We start from the raw sequence: 21,114 nt of genomic DNA on the forward strand, positions 1-21,114 counted from the left end.
AAGGAATCCGTCCAGATATAGCCACATTTGAAGTGCCCGCCTTCGCAAAATGACCTCCATCAGTGAACTGAGGTCATTCCATGTCCCCCATATCCGCACACACGCTTTTTGCTCCAGCAGCCCTTGCACTTGCTATGGGCTTTTCCTCCATGCTCATGGCCAATGAGCAGGTCCAAGTTCCTGGTCTGAACATGCCTGTGGCAGCGAGCCAGGTAAGAGCTGCCGTACCTGCGCCGAAACCCGAAGCTGTGAACGAGCAACCTGAGAAAGCTGAAGCAGAGCGCAAACCCCGCCTTGTCCAGATCACACCAGGAAGTTCTGATATCCCGGCTGTACCAGCGAGCGTAGTGCGTCAGCAGCAGGCTCCTGCTGTGCCAGTGGAGACCCGCCAGGACGTTATTGTGTCGTCGGGTACCAACACGCTGATTCCGATCAGCAAGGGCCAGATCAACCGTGTGGTAACGCCCTTTGAAGACCCTCAGATCCAGACTGTAAGCGACGCCGAAATCTCCACCAGCGGCAACGTAATCTACGTCACTACCAATGCCGAACAGCCTGTGACCATGTTCGTTACTCCGAGTGACGACGAGTCGGTGGCCATCTCACTGACGCTGCTACCGCAGGCAATTCCGCCAATCCAGGCCAACCTGATTTTTGCTCAGACCGTACCTGGCGGCCAGGTCACTACCTCAGGCGCTGCATTTGCTTCCCCGTCTACCGCGTACAGCGGCCAGGCAAAGAAGTGGGAGCGCAGTCAGCCATATATGGAAACCCTTCGCGAACTGATGCGCGAGCTGGCCTTGGGCAAGCTGCCAAAGGGCTACAGCTTCGGCAACCTGATCTCCGGCGATGGCATCCCGGCCTGCATACAACCGGGGGTTGCATTCGACTTCAGCAAGTCGCAGCTGATCCTGGGCCATGACTTCCGCGTGTATGTGGCTGTTGCTGAAAACAACTCTGCTCGAACTGTTGAGTTCGATCACGGTGCCTGCACCCATCCAAACCGTGCAGCCGTCAGCAGCTGGCCACGCGAGATTCTGGAACCTGGTGACAAGACCGAGGTGTTCATCATCACCCGCATTCCGGCTGAAGTACCGGATAGCTCCAGCCGCCCAAGCCTGCTGTAAGGAAGCCGCCTGATGAATCAGATCCAGAAATCAATCTCCAACCTCTCGCCCAAGGCGAAAAGGATGTTGGCCATTGGTGGCACAGTCGCAGGGGTCAGCCTTGTACTCGGCCTTGCCATGAGCGCCGCAGGGCCTGAGGAAAAGACCCGCAAGGCGACTAAGCCTCCAGTAAACGCGGTACTGACCGACGAAGATCCGCGTGCGCTTGGCATGGACTCCGTTGTCAGCCAGCTCAAGGCACTGCAGACCCAACAAACCCGGCTTGAGCGGGTACTCGGCCAGCGGGAAAAGGACAAGAACGTCGAGGAGGCCCAGGAGAAAATCACCAGCCTGGAAGACCAGGTGAAGATGATGGAGCAAGAGCTAGCCCGCCTTGCTCGCGAGGACAAGAAAGACAGCAAAGCTGAAGAAGACCAGGCTGCTGAAGGCCAAAGCAACTCGCCGATTCCGCAGCGTGTACCTCAAGCTGTTGTGCCAAGGGCTACTGCTTCCACTGACCAGCTGGCAGATGTCTACGCCAACCAGCCACCACCGCCGCCAGAAGACCCCAAAGCGCGTAGCAGCGAGAAGAAGGAAGGCCCGAAAATCCGCACCATCCGCAAAGAAGAAAAGGTGGATGAGAACGAGAAGAAGGGCGAGATGAGTGTGACCCTGCCGTCTGGTTCGATTCTCTCTGGCGTGCTGGTCACGGGCATGGACGCGCCAACTGGCAAGCAGGCGCAAAAGGACCCATTCCCGAGTTTGATCCGTATCAAGGCTGAGGCGATTCTCCCGAACCGATTTCGCGCTGATTTCCGCGAGTGCTTCTTGATTGCTGCTGGTTGGGGCGATCTCAGTTCAGAGCGCGCTTACATGCGTGCTGAGCGCCTTTCGTGCGTTCGCAATGACGGATCGGTGCTTGAGTCTTCGCTCGATGCCTACGCCTCAGGTGAGGATGGTAAGGCTGGTATTCGCGGCCGACTGGTCAGCAAGCAAGGTCAGATTCTAGCGCGCTCTCTCATGGCTGGGTTCATGCAGGGTGTTGCCGGGGCATTCGACGTTCGGCAAGTACCCTCGATCAATATCACCCGTGGCGGTGAAGCAGATCAAGACATCCAATCGCCTGTTTATGAGCAAGCCTTCGACCAAAACGCACTACAAGCTGCAGGTGTAAGCGGTGTGGGTAGCGCTTTGGAGCGCATTGCCGACTTTTACCTAGAAATGGCTGAGAACATTTTCCCAGTAATCGAAATCGATGCCATGCGTGAAGTTGACTTCATCGTGAAGAAAGGCATGACAGTTAAATTCAACGAAACCACATTGCAAGCCACCACTGTTAATTGAGGAATCCAGATATGTACGCACGTCTTATTGCAACTGCCATGATTTTCTCAGCAATGACTGGCTGCACAAGCATTATGAACATTGGCGAGCCAGAGTATGCCTGTAAGGGTATGCCGAATGGTGCAACCTGTATGTCTGCAAAAGATGTTTACTCCGCAACAGAAGGCGAAAACTACAAATCGCAGCTTAAGAAAGAGCAAGAAGGAGCTGAAGCTGAAGCAAAAGGCGCAAAGCCTACCGAGCAGGTAACTCGTGTGCTGTACCCGGAGGGAGCCGATAACGCTCCGATCCCCATGCGCGCTCGCAACCCTCTTCCAATCCGGACTCAAGCCGTTGTCATGCGAATTGCCGTTGATCCGTGGGAAGACGAGAACGGTGACCTAAACATCCCTGGATTTATTTACACCGAAATTGAACCGCGCCGCTGGGAGATTGGTGCGAGACAACCAAATGCTGCTCCTACCCTCAGGCCGCTAAGTGTAACCGCGCAATAGCAGGTTTTATAAACTGAATAATCACTCAAATGTCTAGCATGCGAAGCTGCCATATATTGGCAGCTTCTTGGTTTGCGTGATGGAGAAATGCGGCTTGTTTCTTTTGAAGTTCTAGTTGAGAAGTTTAGAACCTTACGATTATTACTTACGTTACATTAGTCGTGGAGCTGCTATGCAAGCGATGTCTTACAGAAAAATTCAGCATAAATGCGTGTCGATGGTCGGCAGCTTGATCTTTAAAACTGCTGCGGCCGTTCTGGCGATGGCATTGCCAGGTTTAGCAATTGCGACGGGCTCACTCACCTCCAGTACAAACGTGACTGCCCATCCAGGCCAGGTAGTTACGTTGAAAGGGGTATACGCGAAGAAGACAGCGGGCTGCCTTAAGGTCGTCGGGGGCTTGTACGACCCTGCTGGACTGTTACGGCTCCAGTTCCCAGATCTAACTCAGGGGCCGGTTAACCGGCCTGCCAATTATGATAACAACGTCCCATATCTTAAGATTCTTGACTTGGCAACGCCTTGTGCTGCATTAACTGAATGGGAGGCTGAGTTCAAAGTCCCTTACGATGCATATCCAGGGACCACCAAAACTGTCCCGATCGTTTTCAATGAATATAACGCAAGTTTTGCTGAGCTTATTACAAATACATCAAACTCGCTCACCTTAACTATCCCTGCTGCGTATTCAATTCCTCCAGAAGCAATTGGAAAGACTGAAACAGCGTCATACGGCACGACAAAAGCTATTGCTCTGTCGTATATGCCGGCCAGCGCAAACGCAACCGCATACAAAATTAAATCTTTACCGGAGAAGGGTACGGTATTCATCTCAGGTGGAACGGCTAATTACACGCCTGCTCCTGGATTTTATGGGGCGGATAAATTTACATACTCGGCAGTTAACGCCTTTGGCGAGTCGACTCCGGCCGATGTGTATGTAACGGTTACGCCACCTTCATTAGATAACAGCTACCATCACATTTCATTTACTGGTAAAGATTTTGGTAAGACCGTCATCAACGGCTCGATTGATGAAAGTGTTGAAATGATCCATTCGCTTACTTCTCCTTGGGGTGCGGCCTGTACTTCAGGAGCAATTGTTGCGTGGAATGAACCATACTTAGATATTGGGTATGCTGTTTCAATCAATGGTGGCGCTTATCAGGCTGGCTCCTTTTACGTGGGTGGGTGCTCATATTTGCGAGACCACACATCCTTGATACAACTTAGTTCAGTAGCAACATATAACTTTACTACTGGGGTGTCTGTTCCAGGTCTGAAAATTGGCGACGTAATGCAGATTCGCCCCTATAAGAAAGCCTGGCGCTCTGCAAATTTTGGTGGAAATGGTGGCGGCACTATTTACGAGCTGATGAGCCCGCAAGTTCTGACAATTAATATTGTCCCGAAAAAGCCGAGAAACTCGGTTCCAGTCCTTAGTAATGGGGTTATTAACGGCGTTGAGGACCAAATCGGCTCTACATCCGTTGTGGTGACTGACGCTGACGTTGGCGACACCCATAGTTTTAGCCTGACGGCACCTCTTAGCCCGACAATTGGCACAGTTTCCTTCATTGGCAAAACAATGAGTTTCACTCCGGCTCCTGACTGGAGTGGATCGGCTGTAATCAAGTTCAAGGCAACAGACTCGAAGTCCGCCGAGTCGAATGAGGCGAGCGTGACTGTCACCTACACCCCGGTGAATGATGCGCCTACTGCCGTCACGAAGACGATCAGCACCGACGAAGACACAGCCGGTTCTGTTGCATTGGCTGTGGTTGATCCGGACATCCCGTACGGCGATACCCATAGCTACGAAATAGTGGTCGCTCCTGATAAAGGTACGGCTGTTATCACTGGATCTTCGTTGACCTATACGCCATCGGCGAACTGGAATGGCAGTACCAGCCTGACCTACAGAGTGCGGGATTCGGCGGGGGTATGGTCTGCACCTGCTTTGGTGACTATCAACGTCGCGCCGGTGAACGACTCCCCGATTGCCCAGACCAAGGCTTTCTCAACACCTGAGGACACGGCCGGAACTGTGACGCTCTCGGGCACCGATATTGACTCGCCAACACCAAGCACCTTCCAGATTGTCACGGCACCGAACGCAGCCCACGGCACCGCCACGATCAGCGGGAGCACCTTGACGTTCACACCATCCGCTAACTGGAACGGCAGCACTTCGCTTACCTACCGCGCTCAGGACAGCAGCGGGGCATGGTCGGTACCTGTAACAGTGAGTATCACCGTCACCCCGGTGAACGACCTTCCGGAAGTAAGCAACCGCACCATCTCAACAGACGAGGACATCACGGCTACCCTGACGTTGACAGTCAGTGACGTGGATTTGTCGTTTGAAGGGGACAGCCACACCTGGGAGATTGTGACAGCCCCGAACGCTGCTCATGGCTCAGCGTCGATCAGCGGTAGCACCTTGACGTTCACCCCAGTTGCCAACTGGAATGGAATGACCACGCTGACGTATCGCGCAAAGGACTCCAAGGGTGCCTACTCGGCTCCAATGACCGTGACGATTACTGTAATTTCGGTGAATGATGTTCCGGTAGCTGCTGACTTTGACCTTACAACTCCCGAAGAGACAGCAATCACAATATCCCGGCCTGGAACTGATATTGAGGACAACGATTCACTTCAGCTTGTAGTTTCTGGCTCAGTCACTAATGGCACGCTGAAAATCAATGGACCCAATGTCGAATTCACACCAGCCCTGGACTACAACGGAACATCTGTTATCAAGTTCAAGGTCATTGATACCGAAGGTGCGTGGTCGAACGAAGGCACTATCACGATCAATGTGACCGCCGTAAATGATGTGCCTACTCACACTGGCGCAACTATTAGCGCAAACGAAGGGCAACCGAGCGAACCAACCGCACCTTGGGTGACTGATGTCGATACCCCCTATGGGGATCTGCACACCTTCAGCATCGAGTCGCAGCCTGCAAACGGCACCGTAGCGCTCGTTGATGGCAAACTCATTTACACCCCGGCCGCACAATTTCATGGTGAGGATACTTTCACTATTCGCGCAACAGACGGCGAAGGTGAAAGCGTTGTTGGCACTGCGCTGGTGACAGTGAACAAATTCAACTTTGCCCCGACAGATATTATTCCTGGAGACATTTCCTTCTACGAAGGCATCGGCGTCACAGCTGTGATTACAGTTGTAGATCCAAACAACTGGGGCTCACACAACCTCGATGTAGTAACGCAACCTGGTCATGGCGATGTCACGATCAGCGGTAATGAGCTGACGTTCAAGACTGACGGCAGTACCGAGACAGCGGTAAAGCTCCGAGCAACCGATCAGGATGGACAAGCCACAGAGAAAACTATCGCCCTGAAAGTGCGTCCTGCTTCTGAGTTCTTTGATGGCCGGCAGGTGATCGAGACTGGGGTGACAAGCGCATTCCCAGCTGTCCGCAAGCAGATGAAAACTACGCAGGGCAATTTCGCCCTCCAGTTCACTGATGAGCCAGTGATCTCTGCTCTTGGCAAAGACCTTGTGGCCTACGTCACGCCCGACTCAGTGGTGGGCGTCAGCCTTGAGTCGCGCGAGCTAGCCCAGAGCCAGGGCATGCGACTTGTTCCATCCGTTCATAGCGAGACCGTCATCGAAGCGGCTATCGGCGGCCTTGATGTCGGGGTTGATGGGGAGGCAACGATCCTTCTGAGCCGTTCAGACCGCTTAGGCCCAGTCTATTCAGTTAAGGCCCACGCCTGGGCTGTTGAAGGCGGTCTGGAAGCTGACAACTGGACGATCAAGCAAGCGGCTGGACGAACCAAGGTAAACTTCTCACCTACTAACTCGGCATGCTCGATCAAAACCGGGGAATCCGCTGCACGACAGTCGAACACTCTTACCGACCCAACCTGCTGGATTCAGTGGACGCAGACGCCTGATGAATGGCGGAACCTCAGTGATTCTGCGACCCTGCGCTTGGAAGGTTCTGCAAGGTCTGTTGGGCAACAGCCGGTAAAGGCAACTGTCTATGTTTTTGACGAGGAGGGTGGTCGTCACGAACTGGTGAGTTTCACCCGCGATCTGAATGTCGAGCCCTTGGCAGGCCAGCTAACATTCGGGCTGCAACCGGCACCTGCAGAAGCGTACCAGGGCGTCGAGAACCTGAGCCTCTTGGTCAAGCATACTGGTGGGCCTGCTTGCGAACTGACCGTCAACCCAACTAAGGCCAAAAACGCTTCCAACCAGTGGCAGAATAAATCCGTGTGCCTTATTCAGTGGACACATCTGCCTGGCGGCCTAACGCAAGCCGGTAACTGGGACTATCCGCAAACTACAGGCGGAATTGACACCCTAGGCGAGCAGACTATCAACTGGGAGGCATCGATCTTCACCCCCAGCGGCGAGCAAGTTTCCATTGGCCACGGCGCGCACACGATCAACGTAGTTGAGCCACCGCTCATTACAGTAGACCTGCCAACCACGAATCAGATCGGGGATAAGCTCTACGCGGTTTCCTCCGAAGGCGGCTTTGTGGGGAACGCGACGGTCGTTGGCCTGTCCTCAGATATTCGCGTGCGTGTCGAGGTTGATGGCGTCGAGACAGAAAACCAGGTGGTGCCAAGCTACGGCCGCACACAGCGTATAAACCGCCAAATCCACGGTAAGAAGGCTTCTCTGTGGAGTCAGACTCCCTATGAGATCGAGGCGAGCTATACCAAGCTGCCTAGCCACAAGACAGCCGAAGTTGTTGAGTTGCTGGCAGTACCGGATGCGGCAATTCTGCCCATGATCCTCAACGATGAGCGCAGCATGCTCGATACCGAGTTACTGCCAGTCGAAGTGGCCATCAAGAACACACGGTATCCAGAAGACCCGTACTCGCTTGCTAGCATGGGTGACTGGGATGTGCGCCTGTACAGCATCCTGCCCAACGGCACGCGCGAGTTGATGTCTGACTGGGAGCCTGTAGATGGTAGCGGTATTGCGCGATTCGACCTGGGAGTAGGTTCGCTGACCAACCAGGCAATCAGGCTTTACGCGGAGGCCCGTGTTCGTTCGCCGGTACCAGAGTATGAGTCGATCCGCAGCTCGCCTTCTCCATTGATCATTTCGATTCTCAACGGCGATCCGCTGCTCGGGCATGTGCAGGCTCTACGAGTGATTGGTCCCGCTCCGTTGCGCAGCACCTTCTATGCAATGACTGACTCCCGCTTGGAAGCTCGCGACCTTGGAGGTGTGAGATGGGAAATGAGCGTGGACGAGGGCGCAACTTGGCAGACGATCGACAACACCGGCAAGATGCCACAACGCCTGACCAAGGTTTTCGAGAAGGGCCGTTACCTCCTACGGGCGGAGATGACAAACCGCAACAGCGGGGCCAAGTCTCTGACTCCAGAGATCGAAGTCATCGCCTTTTTGATTCCTCAGGCGCGCATCAAGGGCCCGGCCAACGTATTCATCAACGACACAGGTAATTTCACCCTGACAAACGTCGACGGCACTGCACTCGATACCACAAACCTTGTGATTGAGTGGTCTGAAGACCGGGGTAAAACCTGGGCAGCTGGCTCAGAAACCTACCAGTTGACCCGCGACAAATCTGTTCGGGTCTACCTGCAGGCTCGACTGAAGTATGCCGACTCCCCTGATGACAAGCGGGTATACAAGAACTTGCGCGCTGGGGTGGCTTTCCGCCCGGTTAGGCCGCCACGAGTGCAGATCATCGGGCCGCGCCGTCCTGAAGTTGGTGCTGAGGCAACCTGGACCGCGAACATGATGATGCCGTATCCGAAAATGGATCTGACAATGGACGGCTTTTTCATTCTCCCAGACGGCACCGAGACCAACCTAAAGGAAGTGAAGTACACCCCGACAACCGAAGACTTCTTGGACGAAGGCCGCACCATCGGCTTCAAAGCCTGGATTAACGGATACGAGGACAAGGGCGGTATGGGCTTGACCGAGTACCGGCTCATCTTTTGGTCATACGATTGGCCAGAATGGCAGTTCGTGAACAAGATGACTGCTAGGTATGCGCCGGCCGATCTGACCATGCAGGTTCGCTCTATGGGCACCTTCCGGGAGTTTGAAGGGCTGCAGATGGAGTGGGAAATACCGCCCTACGATGAAGTTGCCATTATCAAGGATGACTACGAGCCAACCCGAATCCTGAAGATAAACGAACCCGGTAATTTCCAGTTCGGCGTCCACATCACGGACAGTCGCGGGAACTACTCATTTATTGAGCAGGAACTTGAGTTCTTGGAGCCCCTTCCCTGGTTGGTTCAGTTGAGCTGGAGTGGTGATAATGAGTTCAACCGTGCGCCGCTTGGCGTGTTGCTGCGGCCTTCAATCAGCGGTGGCCACCCCAAAGACAGGATTGAGACACGGACATACTCAATGAATGGTGATTCGTTGCCATCATCTGGCGACTACGGGAGAGCAACGCTCAACGCGGGTCTGCATACGGCGCGACTCGATATCACCACGAGCATGGGTTACTCGGCATTCGGCACGGTGGATATCGGCGTTGAGCAAAACCAGCCGCCGAGCTGCGCGATCAACGTCATTGAGGGAAGTTCATCGTGGCTCGCTAAAGCGACCTGTACCGACCAGGATGGACGAATGGACCGCCACCTGTGGTTTGTCGATGGTGTTCAACAGGGGCTTGGTTCAAGCTCGATCTCTGTACCGAAGTGGCGATACCCCAACGGGTTGCCGATCATCACAGTGGTTGGGGTCGACAACTCCGGGGCTGAATCACTGCCGGTAGCCAACCAGTAGAACCAGTTAGGGCCGCGAAAGCGGCCCTAGTTGTTAATCTGGATCGAAACCGCCCGAATTCCAAGACATATGCCCCAGTCCTCTGTGGAAAATATCCCAGGAGCGCAGGCCCTGCGTATTTTCCGGAGAGAGTTACAAATGCTCAAAGCCCAAGAGAAAAACCTGAAACTCATCGCGGCTGTTGCCCTGATGACCCTGGCCGGTGCAGCAGTGGCTGGTACTGGCGGCGATACCTTTGACTCGGTGTGGATCACCCTGACCGACTGGATGCAGGGCACCCTCGGCCGAATCCTGATCGGCCTGATGGTGCTGACTGGTATCGGTGCTGGCGTACTGCGCCAATCGCTGATGCCGTTCGTTACCGGCGTAGGCGGTGGCGTTGGCCTCTACGCTTCCCCCGATGTCATCGAGTCAATCATGACCGCCACGGTGCCGGCTGGCATTGCTGCGGTACATGCTATGCAGGCTATCCCTGTGGGCATGTAAGCCAACCACCTCAAAGGCCCCGCTATCTGGATGGAAACCGTCCAGATAAAGGGGCCTTTTTTTTGTCCTGCCTTTTACCCTGACGGCATCATTCATAGAGGCCGTCCCATGACCTTCAAACACACTCTGCTGTTCGCCGCTGTCCTCTGCAGTCATTTCATTTCCGCATCGCACGCCGCCGATCCTAAAGCGTCCCTGCAACAACCTACGATCTACGAAAACAAGGACGTAGTGATGTTGCCTGCATCGGCGATGCTGGCAATCAATAAGAACGGGAAGTTCGCGATCATCAGCGATACCGGCCGATTCATCATTCAAGGCACCGTCTATGACGTGTGGCAGCAGAAAGAGCTGACCACAATTGAGGATGCTCGATTTGCGGCCAACTATGTACCCGTAGACAAGACCGACCTCGGTTTTGAAGACCTTGCACCTATCAGCATTGGCACGGGTGACAAGGCCATCACGATGTTCTCTGACCCGGCCTGCTCCTTCTGCAAGGAAATCATGGATGAGGCCCGCCAATCGTTGCCGGAAGGCTATCGCTTGGACGTGCTCATGCTGCCGATTCTTGGTCCACAAAGCATGACCCGTACCCGCGAGATCCACTGCGCCAAGGATCAAGCAGAGGCCTGGAAGGTTGCGGTAACCGGGGACATGAAAACCCCACTCGCGCAAAAAGATGAGCGTGACTGCTCGATGGAGATTGTCGGCAAGCGCCGACTGACCGCGCAGTTCCTTGGTGCCCGCAACGTCCCTTTCCTAATCCGTGATGACGGCCTGACCCGCCAGGGCAAGCCAGACCAGGGCCTGCGTGCCTGGATCGAACAGAACCGTAACCGTTAAGAGGTCAACCATGCTCTCAAACCTTCTGGCCAACATCCCCCGGCTTTCCAAGATGATCAATGGCCTGGCATATGACCCCGACAAACACCTGTTCCAGCTCGAAGGGAACCGGATTGGATTTGCCTTCGTCTGCTCTCCGCTTTCAGGATCGTCCGGCGACGAGGGCGCACGCCTCAAAGCAGGCCTGACCGTTGACTGGCCAGAGAAAACGATCATCCAGTTCAGCCTGATCTGCACCGAAAACATCAACCATATGAAGACGGGCTTCACTCGCCTGCGCAAAGCATTCAATGAGTCCGGTCGCTCAGAAGCCAGCCCCGAAACCCAAGCCCTACTGAACCGGGTAACCGAAGCACGCGCCGAATACTTTAGCGAGCGTACCTTGCGGCCGGTGGACTCGATCTCCGGCGTCAAAATCCGTGAGCAAAATCTCGTCATTTCGGTGACGCTTCCTATCAAAGATTACCTGCCCACCGATAGTGAAGCTGCCCGAGCACGCGAGCTGGCAGATGGGCTGAAGACATCCCTGGAAAGCTGCAACCTCGGCCCGGTGCCGATGACCAACGACAGCTACAAAGAAATTTTCTCCTCGGTCCTCAACCAAGGCCCGTCAGCATCGTGGCGCGAAGACCCCTACATGAAGGCGGAAACCGATAAGCCACTCAATGAGCAGATCCTCGATTTCAACCGAAGTCTCGATGTGGAAAAAGACCACATTCGTATCGGCGAAGACTGCTATGCCAAAACCCTTTCGGTGAAGCGTTTTCCGGATGTCATGTGGCAAGGCGACGCCAGTCAGTACCTGGCGGATATCCTCTCCCAGCGTGGCGGTATTCGTGGCAACTGCATCATCAGCATGACGCTCTATTTCCCGCCTCAGCTCGAACGCAAAGACAAGCTGTCGAAGGCCCGGCAGTGGGCGATAAACCAGAGCTTTGGCCCGATGGTCCATTTCGTGCCCATCCTGCGCAAGCGCAAGGAGAACTACGACATTTTGTTCGAGGATCTGGACAAGGGGTTGCCTAACATTCAGGCCAACATGACCTTGGTGATTTTCGGCCAATCCAAGGAGGATCTGATTCAGGCCGCGTCCAACGCCAAGTCTCACTTCAGCACCCTGTCCTTCACCTTCATGGAGGACAAGTTCGTCGTGCTGCCGGTGTTCATCAACGCGCTTCCGATGTGTACCGATCCGGACGTAATCAAGGAGCTGTTCCGCTACAAGACTATGAGCCTGACTCAAGCCCTACCGATCTTGCCGATCTATGGCGATTGGAAGGGCACGGGTACGCATGTTGCGCCGTTCATCTCCCGCAACGGCCAGCCGATCAGCCTGCACCTCTACGATTCGGACACGAACTACAACTGCACCATCGCTGCTCAGTCCGGCTCCGGTAAGTCCTTCCTGACCAACTACCTGATTAGCTCTTACCTGAGCATCGGGGCGAAGTGCTGGGTAATCGACGTGGGGCTGTCTTACCTGAAGCTGTGCGAGGCCTACAACGGCGACTTTGCACGCTTCGACCAGCAGTCCCAAATCTGTTTAAACCCGTTCGAGTTGATTCAGGACTACAGCGAGGAGGAAGACGTACTGGTCGGTCTGCTATCCGCAATGGCTGCACCGACTGTGCCGCTGGACGACTTCCAGACTGCCGGCCTGAAAAAACACCTGACAACCGTCTGGGAGGAAAAGGGCAAGTCGATGATCGTCGACGACATTGCATCGTCGTTGCTCGGTGACGGGGACCAGCGCGTACAGGACATTGGCCATCAGCTGTTCGCCTTCACCTCCAAGGGTCAATATGGCCGGTTCTTCAACGGTAAGAACAACCTGAACTTCAAAAACCCCTTCACCGTGCTGGAACTCGAAGAGCTGAAAGGTCGCCAGCACCTGCAACAGGTTGTGCTCCTGCAGCTGATCTACCAGATTCAGCAGGATATGTACCTCGGGGAGCGTGACCGCCCGAAAATCGTAATCATCGACGAAGCCTGGTCGCTGCTGGCTCAGGGCAACGTGGGTGAATTCATTGAGCACGGCTACCGGCGCTTCCGTAAGTACGGCGGTGCAGCCATCGTGATTACTCAGGGCGTCAACGACCTCTATACCAACCGCGTGGGCCAGGCCATCGCCGAAAACTCGGCCTTCACCCTGCTGCTGGGCCAGAAGCCAGAGGCTATCAACGCCATCCAGGAGAACAAACGTCTGCCGCTGGGCGAGGGGGGCTACCGCATCCTGAAGACTGTTCGCTCCTACAAAGGGCACTACTCCGAAATCTTCATGATGACGCCACGCGGTACCGGCATTGCGCGCCTGACCGTAGACCCGTATTCCATGCTGCTCTACTCGACCGCACCTGAAGACGTGCAGGCTATCCGCAACTACACAGTCCTGGGCATGCCGCAGGAGAAGGCCATCCTTCAAGTGCTCAAGGATCGTGGCGTAGTCCACGATCACTCGTCGATGGAGGGGGCTGCTTAATGGCTCTGCGCAATCCGCTCTCCATCCAGAGCGCGATAGCCAGAGCCGAGGCTGAGGTGACCCGCCAACGGGCTCCTCGCCGGCTGACGGCCAAGTTCCTGGTGACGGCGGCGGTTCTGTCCGCAGTTGTTGCCGGTTCGGTTGTCGCGCTAACCAGCCGGTTCTCCCTTGCCATCGCCACACAAGAAAGCCTGTGTCTTCCTCCTTACCGGGTATGGGTCATCGACAAGACTGATCGAGAGCCGGTTCGAGGGGATATTTTCGCATTCAAGTCCAAGGGGCTTTCACCCCTTTTCGTCGACGGCACCACGGTGGTGAAAGTGCTAAAGGGAATGCCAGGTGATTCCGTCGCTGTCGGACTGAGCGAAACACGCATCAACAACCAAGTCGTTGCCCACGGGCTCGATGTGGCCGCTCAGCAGGGCATTGATCCAGCCCGATACGTCCGGGACACGACCATTGCTCCTGACCGTTTCTGGTTCTTCGGCGAGACAGCGGACTCCTTCGATTCCCGCTACTGGGGCTCTGCAGGCTACGAACAGATCATGGGGAAGGCATACCCGATATGGTGAAAACAGCACTCGCCAGCGCCCTTGCGCTGGCTTTGGCATTACCGGCTATGGCTCAGCAAGAACTGGGTATCAAGAAGCTCGATATCGACTCAATTGCACCCGAGGTACTGGAGCAGGCCAAGCAAATCAGCTTGCAGGGCAGGGCGGCAACTGATGCCCTGCAGCAGACCGAGGACATGACCTGGGTTAAGTCCCTCGCTGAAAACATTGTTGTCCAGGAGGCCCAGCGCCGAATGGAAGCCGACCAGCCCAAGGCTGATCAGGTTGGAGAAGCCCAGCAGACCAAGCCAGAGAAAAAACATCCGCTGGGAGATGGCCACCGCACCCTCATCTTCGTGTCGTTCTCGATGGGCGACCAGGCGATCATGGATCTGATGAGCCTATACGATGGCCAGGCAGCGACGGGTATTGTCTTTCGAGGCATCCCGAATGGTGTATCGATGGCTGATGCCGTCACCCGCATGCACCGAATGACTCAGGAAACGCAAAGCACGGTGAGCGTGCTGCTCGATCCGCTGGCGTTTCAGCGGCATGGCATCAGCCTGGTGCCGGCCGTGGCAATAGAAACCCCCGAGGACAAGCTCGTGGCCAAGGTCACCGGGATCAGCTCCGTCGAGTATCTTCAAGACGCGATTGCCGAGGGGAAGAAAGGCGACCTTGGCATCATCGGTCAGCCCGTCGATATCTCCGAGCCAGACTTGATGACCGTAGCCCAGCAGCGCCTGGAAGAACTGGACTATGACGCCATGAAGAAGCGGGCCATCAGCCGCTTCTGGGACGTGCATACCGGCCATTACCTGCCCGCTGCTACCGAGCCAGCCCGTCGCCGCGTGGACGCTTCTGTTCTCATCCCGCAGGACATCCTGGACAGTGAAGGCAAGGTCGTGACTCCTGCCGGCAGAATAAATCCCCTGGCCATGCGACGTTTCGACCAGAAGCTCGTGGTGATCGACCCTACCAAAGCTTGGCAGGTAGATCTGGCCAAGCGCGAGAAGGCTTCTGCGCCGCTGGGAGTGACGGTATCCATCATGGCAACCCAGATACCCAGCACCTCTGGTTGGGAACTGTTCAACGCCACTCAGGACTCGATGGACGCTCCTCTGTTCTTGCTTCAACCGGACATGGCGTCGCGCTTTGGCATTGAGCGTGTTCCCTCAGTGGTAACGGCAGACGACACTCACTTCATCGTTACCGAGCACACCGAGGCTAGCGTGCAGGAGGTTGCCCATGCGAATCCGTAATGTTCTGCTGATGCTTTGCGGGGCTGTGCTGTGCGGGCTGCTGACCCAACCAGGAAGGGCGCTCGCCGCCGACCCCCTTTGCGAGGACTCAGGTCTACTAGGCCCGAAACTATTCACTGATATTTGCTGGACATGCCTGTTCCCCATTCGAGTTGCTGGTGTCCAGATTACTCCCGGTTCTGCACCGGCCAAGGCCAGCAAGAAGACGTACTGCATCTGCGAGGAAGGTTCGTCTGGCATCTACAAGCCGGGCATAGTCACAGCGATGTGGGAGCCGGCGCGAATAGTTGAAACAGTCAAAAAACCTGGCTGTTCACCGACCTTGGGTGGTGTAACTCTGCCTATGGGCAGCAAGCGCAGCTACGGCCGATTGAACCAGGACAACCACTCGCTGACGGGCCAGCATGACGGTTCGTTTTACCACACCCATCTCTATGCGTTTCCGTTGCTGCAGATCCTCGATCTCTACACGCCGACTAAGTGCAACCCGGACGGATACCTCGATTTGGACATCATCATGTTCACCGAGATTGACCCTACCTGGAACAATCCAGGATTGGCGTTCTTCCAGCATCCCGAGTCTGCCGCTGTAGCAAACCCTGCGGCTCACCTGGCATGCGCTGCTGAGTCCGCCCTGGTGACTGCACGGAAAGAGCCGCTTGAATCGCTATGGTGGTGTACTGGAACCTGGGGGAGCATCTACCCGCTCGCAGGCCATACGCGCAGCCAGGACTTCAATCGAACAACCGGGCTGATCACTGCCAGGCTTCTATCTCAGCAGCATCGCCGAGGATTGGCTCGCAGGACGATGGGGGACGAGAACCTGTGCCGCGCATCTATCTACCCATCTATCCCAAAGAGCCAATACAAGCTCACGCAGTTCTGGCCTAAAAGCCAGACTCAGCGGGGTATGTGGTTCGGAGAACCACCGCAGACTTGGGAAGGCGGGCCAGGTCGACACATTCCCGGCACCGGAAATGACGCCATGTACATGATCTGGCGCTGGACAGATTGCTGCTCAAAGCTCTAACCCTACCAATGGAGAGCCGCCGAGAGGCGGCTTCGCTTTATGACCGAATTCCTTTGGACATACACGCCAGCCGTAATCGCCATGTTCGTGCTGGCAGCTATAGCTCACACCAGACTGCTTGAGTTTCCGTACTACAGGGGATGGTGGGGCGAGTACAAGGTCAACTTCATGCTTCGCCTCTGCTTGAGTGGCGAGTATCGGGTCTTTGCCAACGCGATCTATCGCGGGCAGCACAGCGACGAGTCGACGCAAGTCGATCATATAGTCGTCAGCCGATATGGAATTTGGGTGCTGGAAACCAAGTGTTTCAAGGGCCGGATTGTCGTTGACCCCTTAAAGCCCGAAACCTGGCTTCAAATAGTAGGCCGCCGCAAGTACAGCATTCGCAACCCGCTATTCCAGAACCACGCCCACGTTCGATCAATAGGCCGCTTGCTGGGCGTACATGGGCAGAAGATCCATAGCTATGCCGTGATGGCTGGCACAGCCACCTTCGATGGGGGGCTGCCGGAGAGGGTGTATGGAATCTGGGGGGCTGTGCGCAAGATTCAGAGCCATCGAGCCCCGGTGTTTAGCCGTGGCCATGTTGGCTCGATCTGTAGTGCTCTTGAACGCAAGCGAATCAAGGGGGGGTATTTTGCCGCTCAACGCCATGTGGAGCGGCTGAGAAAAAAGCACGAGGCCATCAGCCCGGCAGGGCGTAGATCCAGTGACCCAGCCATATCCCGAGAGGGATGCCGACCACAAACGACACCACAACGCAAATGACCTCCTGAACGCCCCAAAAGGGGCGTTTCATTTGGTAGCTACTCGGCAAATCTATGTCGTCTAGATCATGAGGGAAAAAACCCTCGTCTGACTTTTCCAAACCACGCTGAAGTTGCTGCCCTCTCTGCATAGCTCTCAGCCCTACTTCAAGCGGAGGAAGATCCATCATCAGCATGCCAGTCGCGGCCTGAGAGCCATCGCGATTTCTACCTGGTGTCGAGGCCGCTGGAACTCTCACTTGACTAGGTTTCCTTGCTGTGTTCGTTGTACTCACGGCAACCTCCAGATAAACGAACGCCCCTAAAGTAGGGGCGTTGTTGCTGAGTGATGATTAGGCGGCGTCGGCCGACTCGGCTTGCTCAGTCACTTCGCGAGCCTGCGCCTCGGCGGCGACCTCTGCCTCAACCTTCGCGATCTCCTGCTGAACTTCAGCCGCCTCGCTCGATGCGTAGGCTTTTTCACGAGCTGCCATGCCATTGCTGATCAGGCTCTTGAGGCACTTGCCAACGGCTTTCACCTTGCGGTCGCGGAACTCGTCAGCCTCTGCGCTATCGAGCTTTCCGTGCAACCAAGCGGTATCGATCAGGACAATCAGCCGGTCAAAGTCATTCAGCAGCGTGGAAACACGCATGATCTCTGGGCTGGTGATGCGGAACTGGCGAACCAGCGGGTTGCTGTAGGTCACTTCCGAGCCGATCTTCTCGGCCTTCATGAAGTGCTCCATGCGCTGAATCTCACCGCTGATTTCAGCCTGCATGTTGTCGATCAGAGTGGTAACCGCTGAGGCCACCGCTTTGTGGTTAAAGGCCTTGTTGTTCTTCGCCAGCTTGCGAGCCATCACGTCGATGATGAACAGGCTGGTGGTCAGGTTGTCGAAGATGTTGCCGCCGAATCGCTTGGCCTGCTCGGTGTTGAGGGTCAAGGTGCCGGCGAGCGACGGGGTGGAGTATTTAAACTTGCGGGGGGTTGGTTGCTTCTCGGCCATGATGCCTGCTCCTGTGGTTGGTGGCAGAAGGCATTGCAACAAAGCCCGGCCTGTCTTTGGGCGCTTATTCGGGCGGTATCCATCCAGATTAACGAGGTCGTGTTGTTGCCGGTTGACGGGCTGCAAAGCCCTACGCAAAATGGCTTCATTCATCGGTACGCCGATCAAGCCCCTTGGGGCAAACAAGTAACCTCGTGTCAGCATGTGCTGATACTGGTCGCCATAACTGTGTATGCAGTTAGGCAATGCTCGGTTGAGCACATCAACCACACCATGCCTGCGCTAGCAGAGCATCAATAACAAAGGAGGCTTCGCGCCTCCTTTTTGTTTGTCAAAAACCCTGACGGGGCTACTCCCGTTTGGGGGTTCTCCGTCATTAAAAATTGATGGAGAACGAAAATGGCCGCGAAAAGCCTCAAAGCAAAAGTGCTGTTCAGCTGGGGGATGTTGGTTGCTCTGCTCTGTGGGATTTACTTCCCTCAGTTCATCAAAGCCACCATGCCCTACATGCTCTGTGTAGCTGTAGCCTGCGCAATACTCTACCTCCCCGAGTACGTATCACAGCTGACCGGCTGGTTCAAGCGTCAACTCCCACAAGCAACTGCCGTACAGGCTGTAAAAATCACCGAGGGCTGTGTCAAAGCAACCTGGTGTGATCGCGTCGACTACGAGAACTTCCAGTTCCCGGCCTACAGTCGCCGTGAGGAGTGTCTGTGATGGTTACCGTCAATCTCGATACTCCAACCTATCTCCGCGCTCGTGATGGCCTGGCCGTGCTTTCTGCACGGCTTGTTCATCTGCTCCCGGAAGTCATCAAAAACGAAAGCCAGCAGCTGGAACCTGTTCAGATCAACCGTCTGTTCAACTCCTCTGCTCGCAAGGGCATTCAGCAACTGATTCCTGATGAGCTGCCAGACGCCAACATCAAGGGGGAATTTATCCCTCTCAATGAGGTAGAGGCCGATAACTTCAGCTCCCCAAATATTGAGGAGCTGGATCAGCAGGTTGAGGAAGCTCAAAGCGATGCAACTGAACTGTCCTTCCACGGACAGAAAGGAAAAACCGTCACTGGCGTTTACGCCGGCTCCGGCTATCACCACTACCGATTCAACAGGAAGAACGGGAAATCTTTCTTTCTGCGTATCGGCAAACACCTGATCTGGGGTATCGAACTGGGCGCAGCATTGCGTCGTAGCGGTGCCCAGAAAGGTCAAACGATCACTGTCGAGTTCCAGGGCAAAACGCCCATCAAGGTTCTCAAGCAAGTGAACGTGGATGGTGTACTCCAGGATGACTGGGTGGATACCTACCGCAACTCCTGGGATATCCGGGTGAACCAATAACCAAGCCAGCGCCCTACGGGGCGCTTTTCATTAACCGTGACACTGAGGTGACTTATGTACGCGCCGAACAAAAGCGATGTGCTCGAAGAAGCCAAGGGCCGGTGGCTTGGCATCTACGAAAAACTGGCCCCGGAGCTAGTAGAAGCTCAACGCAAACCTGGTAAAGCCTTCCCATGCCCTGTGCATGGTGGGCTGGATGGGTTTCGGGTCTTCCGTAAAACAGCCGGCACAACTGGCGGTGGGGTATGTCAAACCTGCGGTTTCAAGCCTGATGGTCTGGCTCTCCTCACCTGGGTGCGCAACTGGCGCTTCCACGAAGCACTCCAGGAAGTTGGCACTCTGCTTGGTGTAAAAGACCCAGAAGGCCGTGACAGCATTGCAGGAAAAGCCCGGCAGGTTGTCCCTCGCCAGGTGAAGCAGGAGAACAAGCAACCCAGCAATGAGTGGCTTCGAGAGACGATGCGCAAGGTATGGAAAGGGTCTGTACCCTTGACTCATCCAAGCGCAGAGCCAGCTCGGCTCTACCTGCGTTCAAGAGGAATCCTCGCCTGGGATCGTCCAGGCCTGGAAGCAACAGTTAGATTCCATCCCGCCTTGTCCGCAAAGGTCGAGAAGGGAAGAGCCGACTTCCCAGCCATTGTCGCCATCATTTCCGATATGGAAGGCGCAGCGGTTGTGTTGCATCGGATCTTTCTGACTGCAAAAGGTGAGAAAGCGCCGCTTGAAAGCTCCAAGATGATGTTCCCCATTCCGTCCGACCGCTCCGTGGTTGGTGGCGGTATTCGGACCTCCCAACCGGGAGAAGTGGTGGATGTCTGCGAAGGGCTGGAAACAGCGTTGGCGATTGAAACAGCGATGGGCCTCCCGGTCTGGCCGCTGGTCAATGCCTACTATCTCGAAAACTTCTGTCCGCCGCCCGCTGTAAAGGCAGTCCGAATCTGGGCTGACCTCGATAGCAAAGGCAGGGGCCAAGAAGCTGCAAAGAACCTGAAACAACGCCTCTGGGCTATGGTGTTGGCGCTGATGGAAAATTGACCCACCCTGCCGATTGAAATTTGACCCAGGGCGGATTGCTGATTTTGTTACCAGCAACTGTGGATAAGTCTACCAGCGCAGCTGCTGTTGCCCCCACTCCTTCGCTAGCCCAGTTCAGTTGTTTAAGACCTGCCACACGCAGCCATGTAGCAGGCCGTCGTCGCCATGAAATCAGAACGGCTCATCGTCCTCCGGTTCCTGGCCGCCCTTACGCTTTCGCTCCCGTGATTTGATCTTGGCCTGGGCCGCCAAGCTACTGTGTTGCAGGCGATAGGACTCGTTACCGGTTTCGACGATGTGGCAGTGGTGGGTCAGCCGATCCAGCAGGGCGGTGGTCATCTTGGCGTCGCCGAACACGCTCGACCATTCGGCGAAGCTCAGGTTGGTGGTGATCACCACGCTGGTGTGTTCGTACAGCTTGGATAGCAGGTGAAACAGCAACGCACCGCCGGCCTGGCTGAAGGGCAGATAACCCAGTTCGTCGAGGATGACCAGATCCATGCGCAGCAGAGCTTGGGCGATCCGCCCGGCTTTGCCGTCGTGCTTTTCGCGCTCCAGCAGATTGACCAGATCGACCGTGGAGTAGAAGCGCACGCGCTTACCGTGC

15 protein-coding genes and 1 pseudogene are annotated in these 21,114 nt (G+C 55.5%); 14 read left to right on the forward strand and 2 right to left on the reverse strand.

Annotated elements, in window-relative coordinates:
- Positions 1-80: 80 nt before the first annotated feature.
- The 11 genes from FHL16_RS24495 to FHL16_RS24545 all read left to right on the forward strand — a co-directional run bounded on the left by FHL16_RS24495 (position 81) and on the right by FHL16_RS24545 (position 17,144).
- The gene (locus tag FHL16_RS24495) at positions 81-1,127 is read left to right on the forward strand and encodes a TraK domain-containing protein (RefSeq protein ID WP_077749530.1); all 1,047 of its coding nucleotides are present in this window, start codon (positions 81-83) and stop codon (positions 1,125-1,127) included.
- Between the two features lie 12 nt (positions 1,128-1,139).
- Positions 1,140-2,450: a TrbI/VirB10 family protein gene (locus tag FHL16_RS24500; protein WP_077749531.1), complete on the forward strand. Its 1,311-nt coding sequence runs from the start codon at positions 1,140-1,142 to the stop codon at positions 2,448-2,450.
- Between the two features lie 11 nt (positions 2,451-2,461).
- The gene (traV, locus tag FHL16_RS24505; protein ID WP_075723281.1) at positions 2,462-2,944 is read left to right on the forward strand and encodes a type IV conjugative transfer system lipoprotein TraV; all 483 of its coding nucleotides are present in this window, start codon (positions 2,462-2,464) and stop codon (positions 2,942-2,944) included.
- Between the two features lie 172 nt (positions 2,945-3,116).
- On the forward strand, positions 3,117-9,722 hold the full coding sequence (locus FHL16_RS24510) for a tandem-95 repeat protein (protein WP_077749532.1): 6,606 nt from the start codon (positions 3,117-3,119) through the stop codon (positions 9,720-9,722).
- 138 nt (positions 9,723-9,860) lie between these two features.
- Positions 9,861-10,208, forward strand: a complete 348-nt coding sequence (gene traA, locus FHL16_RS24515) for a TraA family conjugative transfer protein (protein ID WP_077749533.1) — start codon at positions 9,861-9,863, stop codon at positions 10,206-10,208.
- Between the two features lie 108 nt (positions 10,209-10,316).
- Entirely contained in the window at positions 10,317-11,054 is a 738-nt protein-coding gene (locus tag FHL16_RS24520) for a DsbC family protein (protein WP_077749534.1), read from the forward strand.
- A gap of 52 nt (positions 11,055-11,106) precedes the next feature.
- Positions 11,107-13,533 carry a type IV secretion system protein TraC gene (gene traC / locus FHL16_RS24525; RefSeq protein ID WP_446730764.1) on the forward strand — a complete coding sequence of 809 codons (2,427 nt, stop codon included), beginning with the start codon at positions 11,107-11,109 and terminating at the stop codon, positions 13,531-13,533.
- Complete coding sequence (locus FHL16_RS24530; RefSeq protein WP_077749535.1) at positions 13,533-14,105, forward strand: S26 family signal peptidase; 573 nt, start codon at positions 13,533-13,535, stop codon at positions 14,103-14,105. The genes traC and FHL16_RS24530 overlap by 1 nt, the downstream gene beginning before the upstream one ends.
- Positions 14,099-15,346 (forward strand): TrbC family F-type conjugative pilus assembly protein, encoded by a 1,248-nt coding sequence (locus tag FHL16_RS24535; protein WP_077749536.1) that lies wholly within the window; start codon positions 14,099-14,101, stop codon positions 15,344-15,346. Before FHL16_RS24530 ends, FHL16_RS24535 begins: the two co-directional genes overlap by 7 nt.
- Positions 15,333-16,376, forward strand: coding sequence for a TraU family protein (locus tag FHL16_RS24540; protein ID WP_077749537.1), 1,044 nt, complete (start codon positions 15,333-15,335; stop codon positions 16,374-16,376). Before FHL16_RS24535 ends, FHL16_RS24540 begins: the two co-directional genes overlap by 14 nt.
- A gap of 39 nt (positions 16,377-16,415) precedes the next feature.
- On the forward strand, positions 16,416-17,144 hold the full coding sequence (locus FHL16_RS24545; protein ID WP_077749538.1) for a nuclease-related domain-containing protein: 729 nt from the start codon (positions 16,416-16,418) through the stop codon (positions 17,142-17,144).
- Positions 17,145-17,475: 331 nt separating this feature from the next.
- Here the strand turns inward: FHL16_RS24545 and FHL16_RS24550 are convergent, their stop codons facing one another.
- Entirely contained in the window at positions 17,476-18,129 is a 654-nt protein-coding gene (locus tag FHL16_RS24550) for an AcaB family transcriptional regulator (protein ID WP_069900562.1), read from the reverse strand.
- Positions 18,130-18,528: 399 nt separating this feature from the next.
- Between FHL16_RS24550 and FHL16_RS24555 the strand changes: the two genes are divergently transcribed.
- From FHL16_RS24555 to FHL16_RS24565, 3 genes are read left to right on the forward strand one after another with little or no spacing between them, the layout of a single operon-like run.
- Positions 18,529-18,846 (forward strand): hypothetical protein, encoded by a 318-nt coding sequence (locus tag FHL16_RS24555; RefSeq protein ID WP_077749539.1) that lies wholly within the window; start codon positions 18,529-18,531, stop codon positions 18,844-18,846.
- Complete coding sequence (locus FHL16_RS24560) at positions 18,846-19,472, forward strand: hypothetical protein (protein ID WP_069900560.1); 627 nt, start codon at positions 18,846-18,848, stop codon at positions 19,470-19,472. The genes FHL16_RS24555 and FHL16_RS24560 overlap by 1 nt, the downstream gene beginning before the upstream one ends.
- Before the next feature lie 54 nt (positions 19,473-19,526).
- Complete coding sequence (locus FHL16_RS24565; protein WP_077749540.1) at positions 19,527-20,507, forward strand: DUF7146 domain-containing protein; 981 nt, start codon at positions 19,527-19,529, stop codon at positions 20,505-20,507.
- 171 nt (positions 20,508-20,678) lie between these two features.
- On the opposite strand, the pseudogene istB reads toward FHL16_RS24565, so the two are convergent.
- Positions 20,679-21,114: pseudogene (gene istB, locus FHL16_RS24570) on the reverse strand (IS21-like element ISPst3 family helper ATPase IstB); the annotation flags it as partial.

The organism is Pseudomonas sp. FSL W5-0299 (genome assembly GCF_005930655.1).
In the GTDB taxonomy this organism is placed as follows: Bacteria; Pseudomonadota; Gammaproteobacteria; order Pseudomonadales; family Pseudomonadaceae; genus Aquipseudomonas; species Aquipseudomonas mandelii.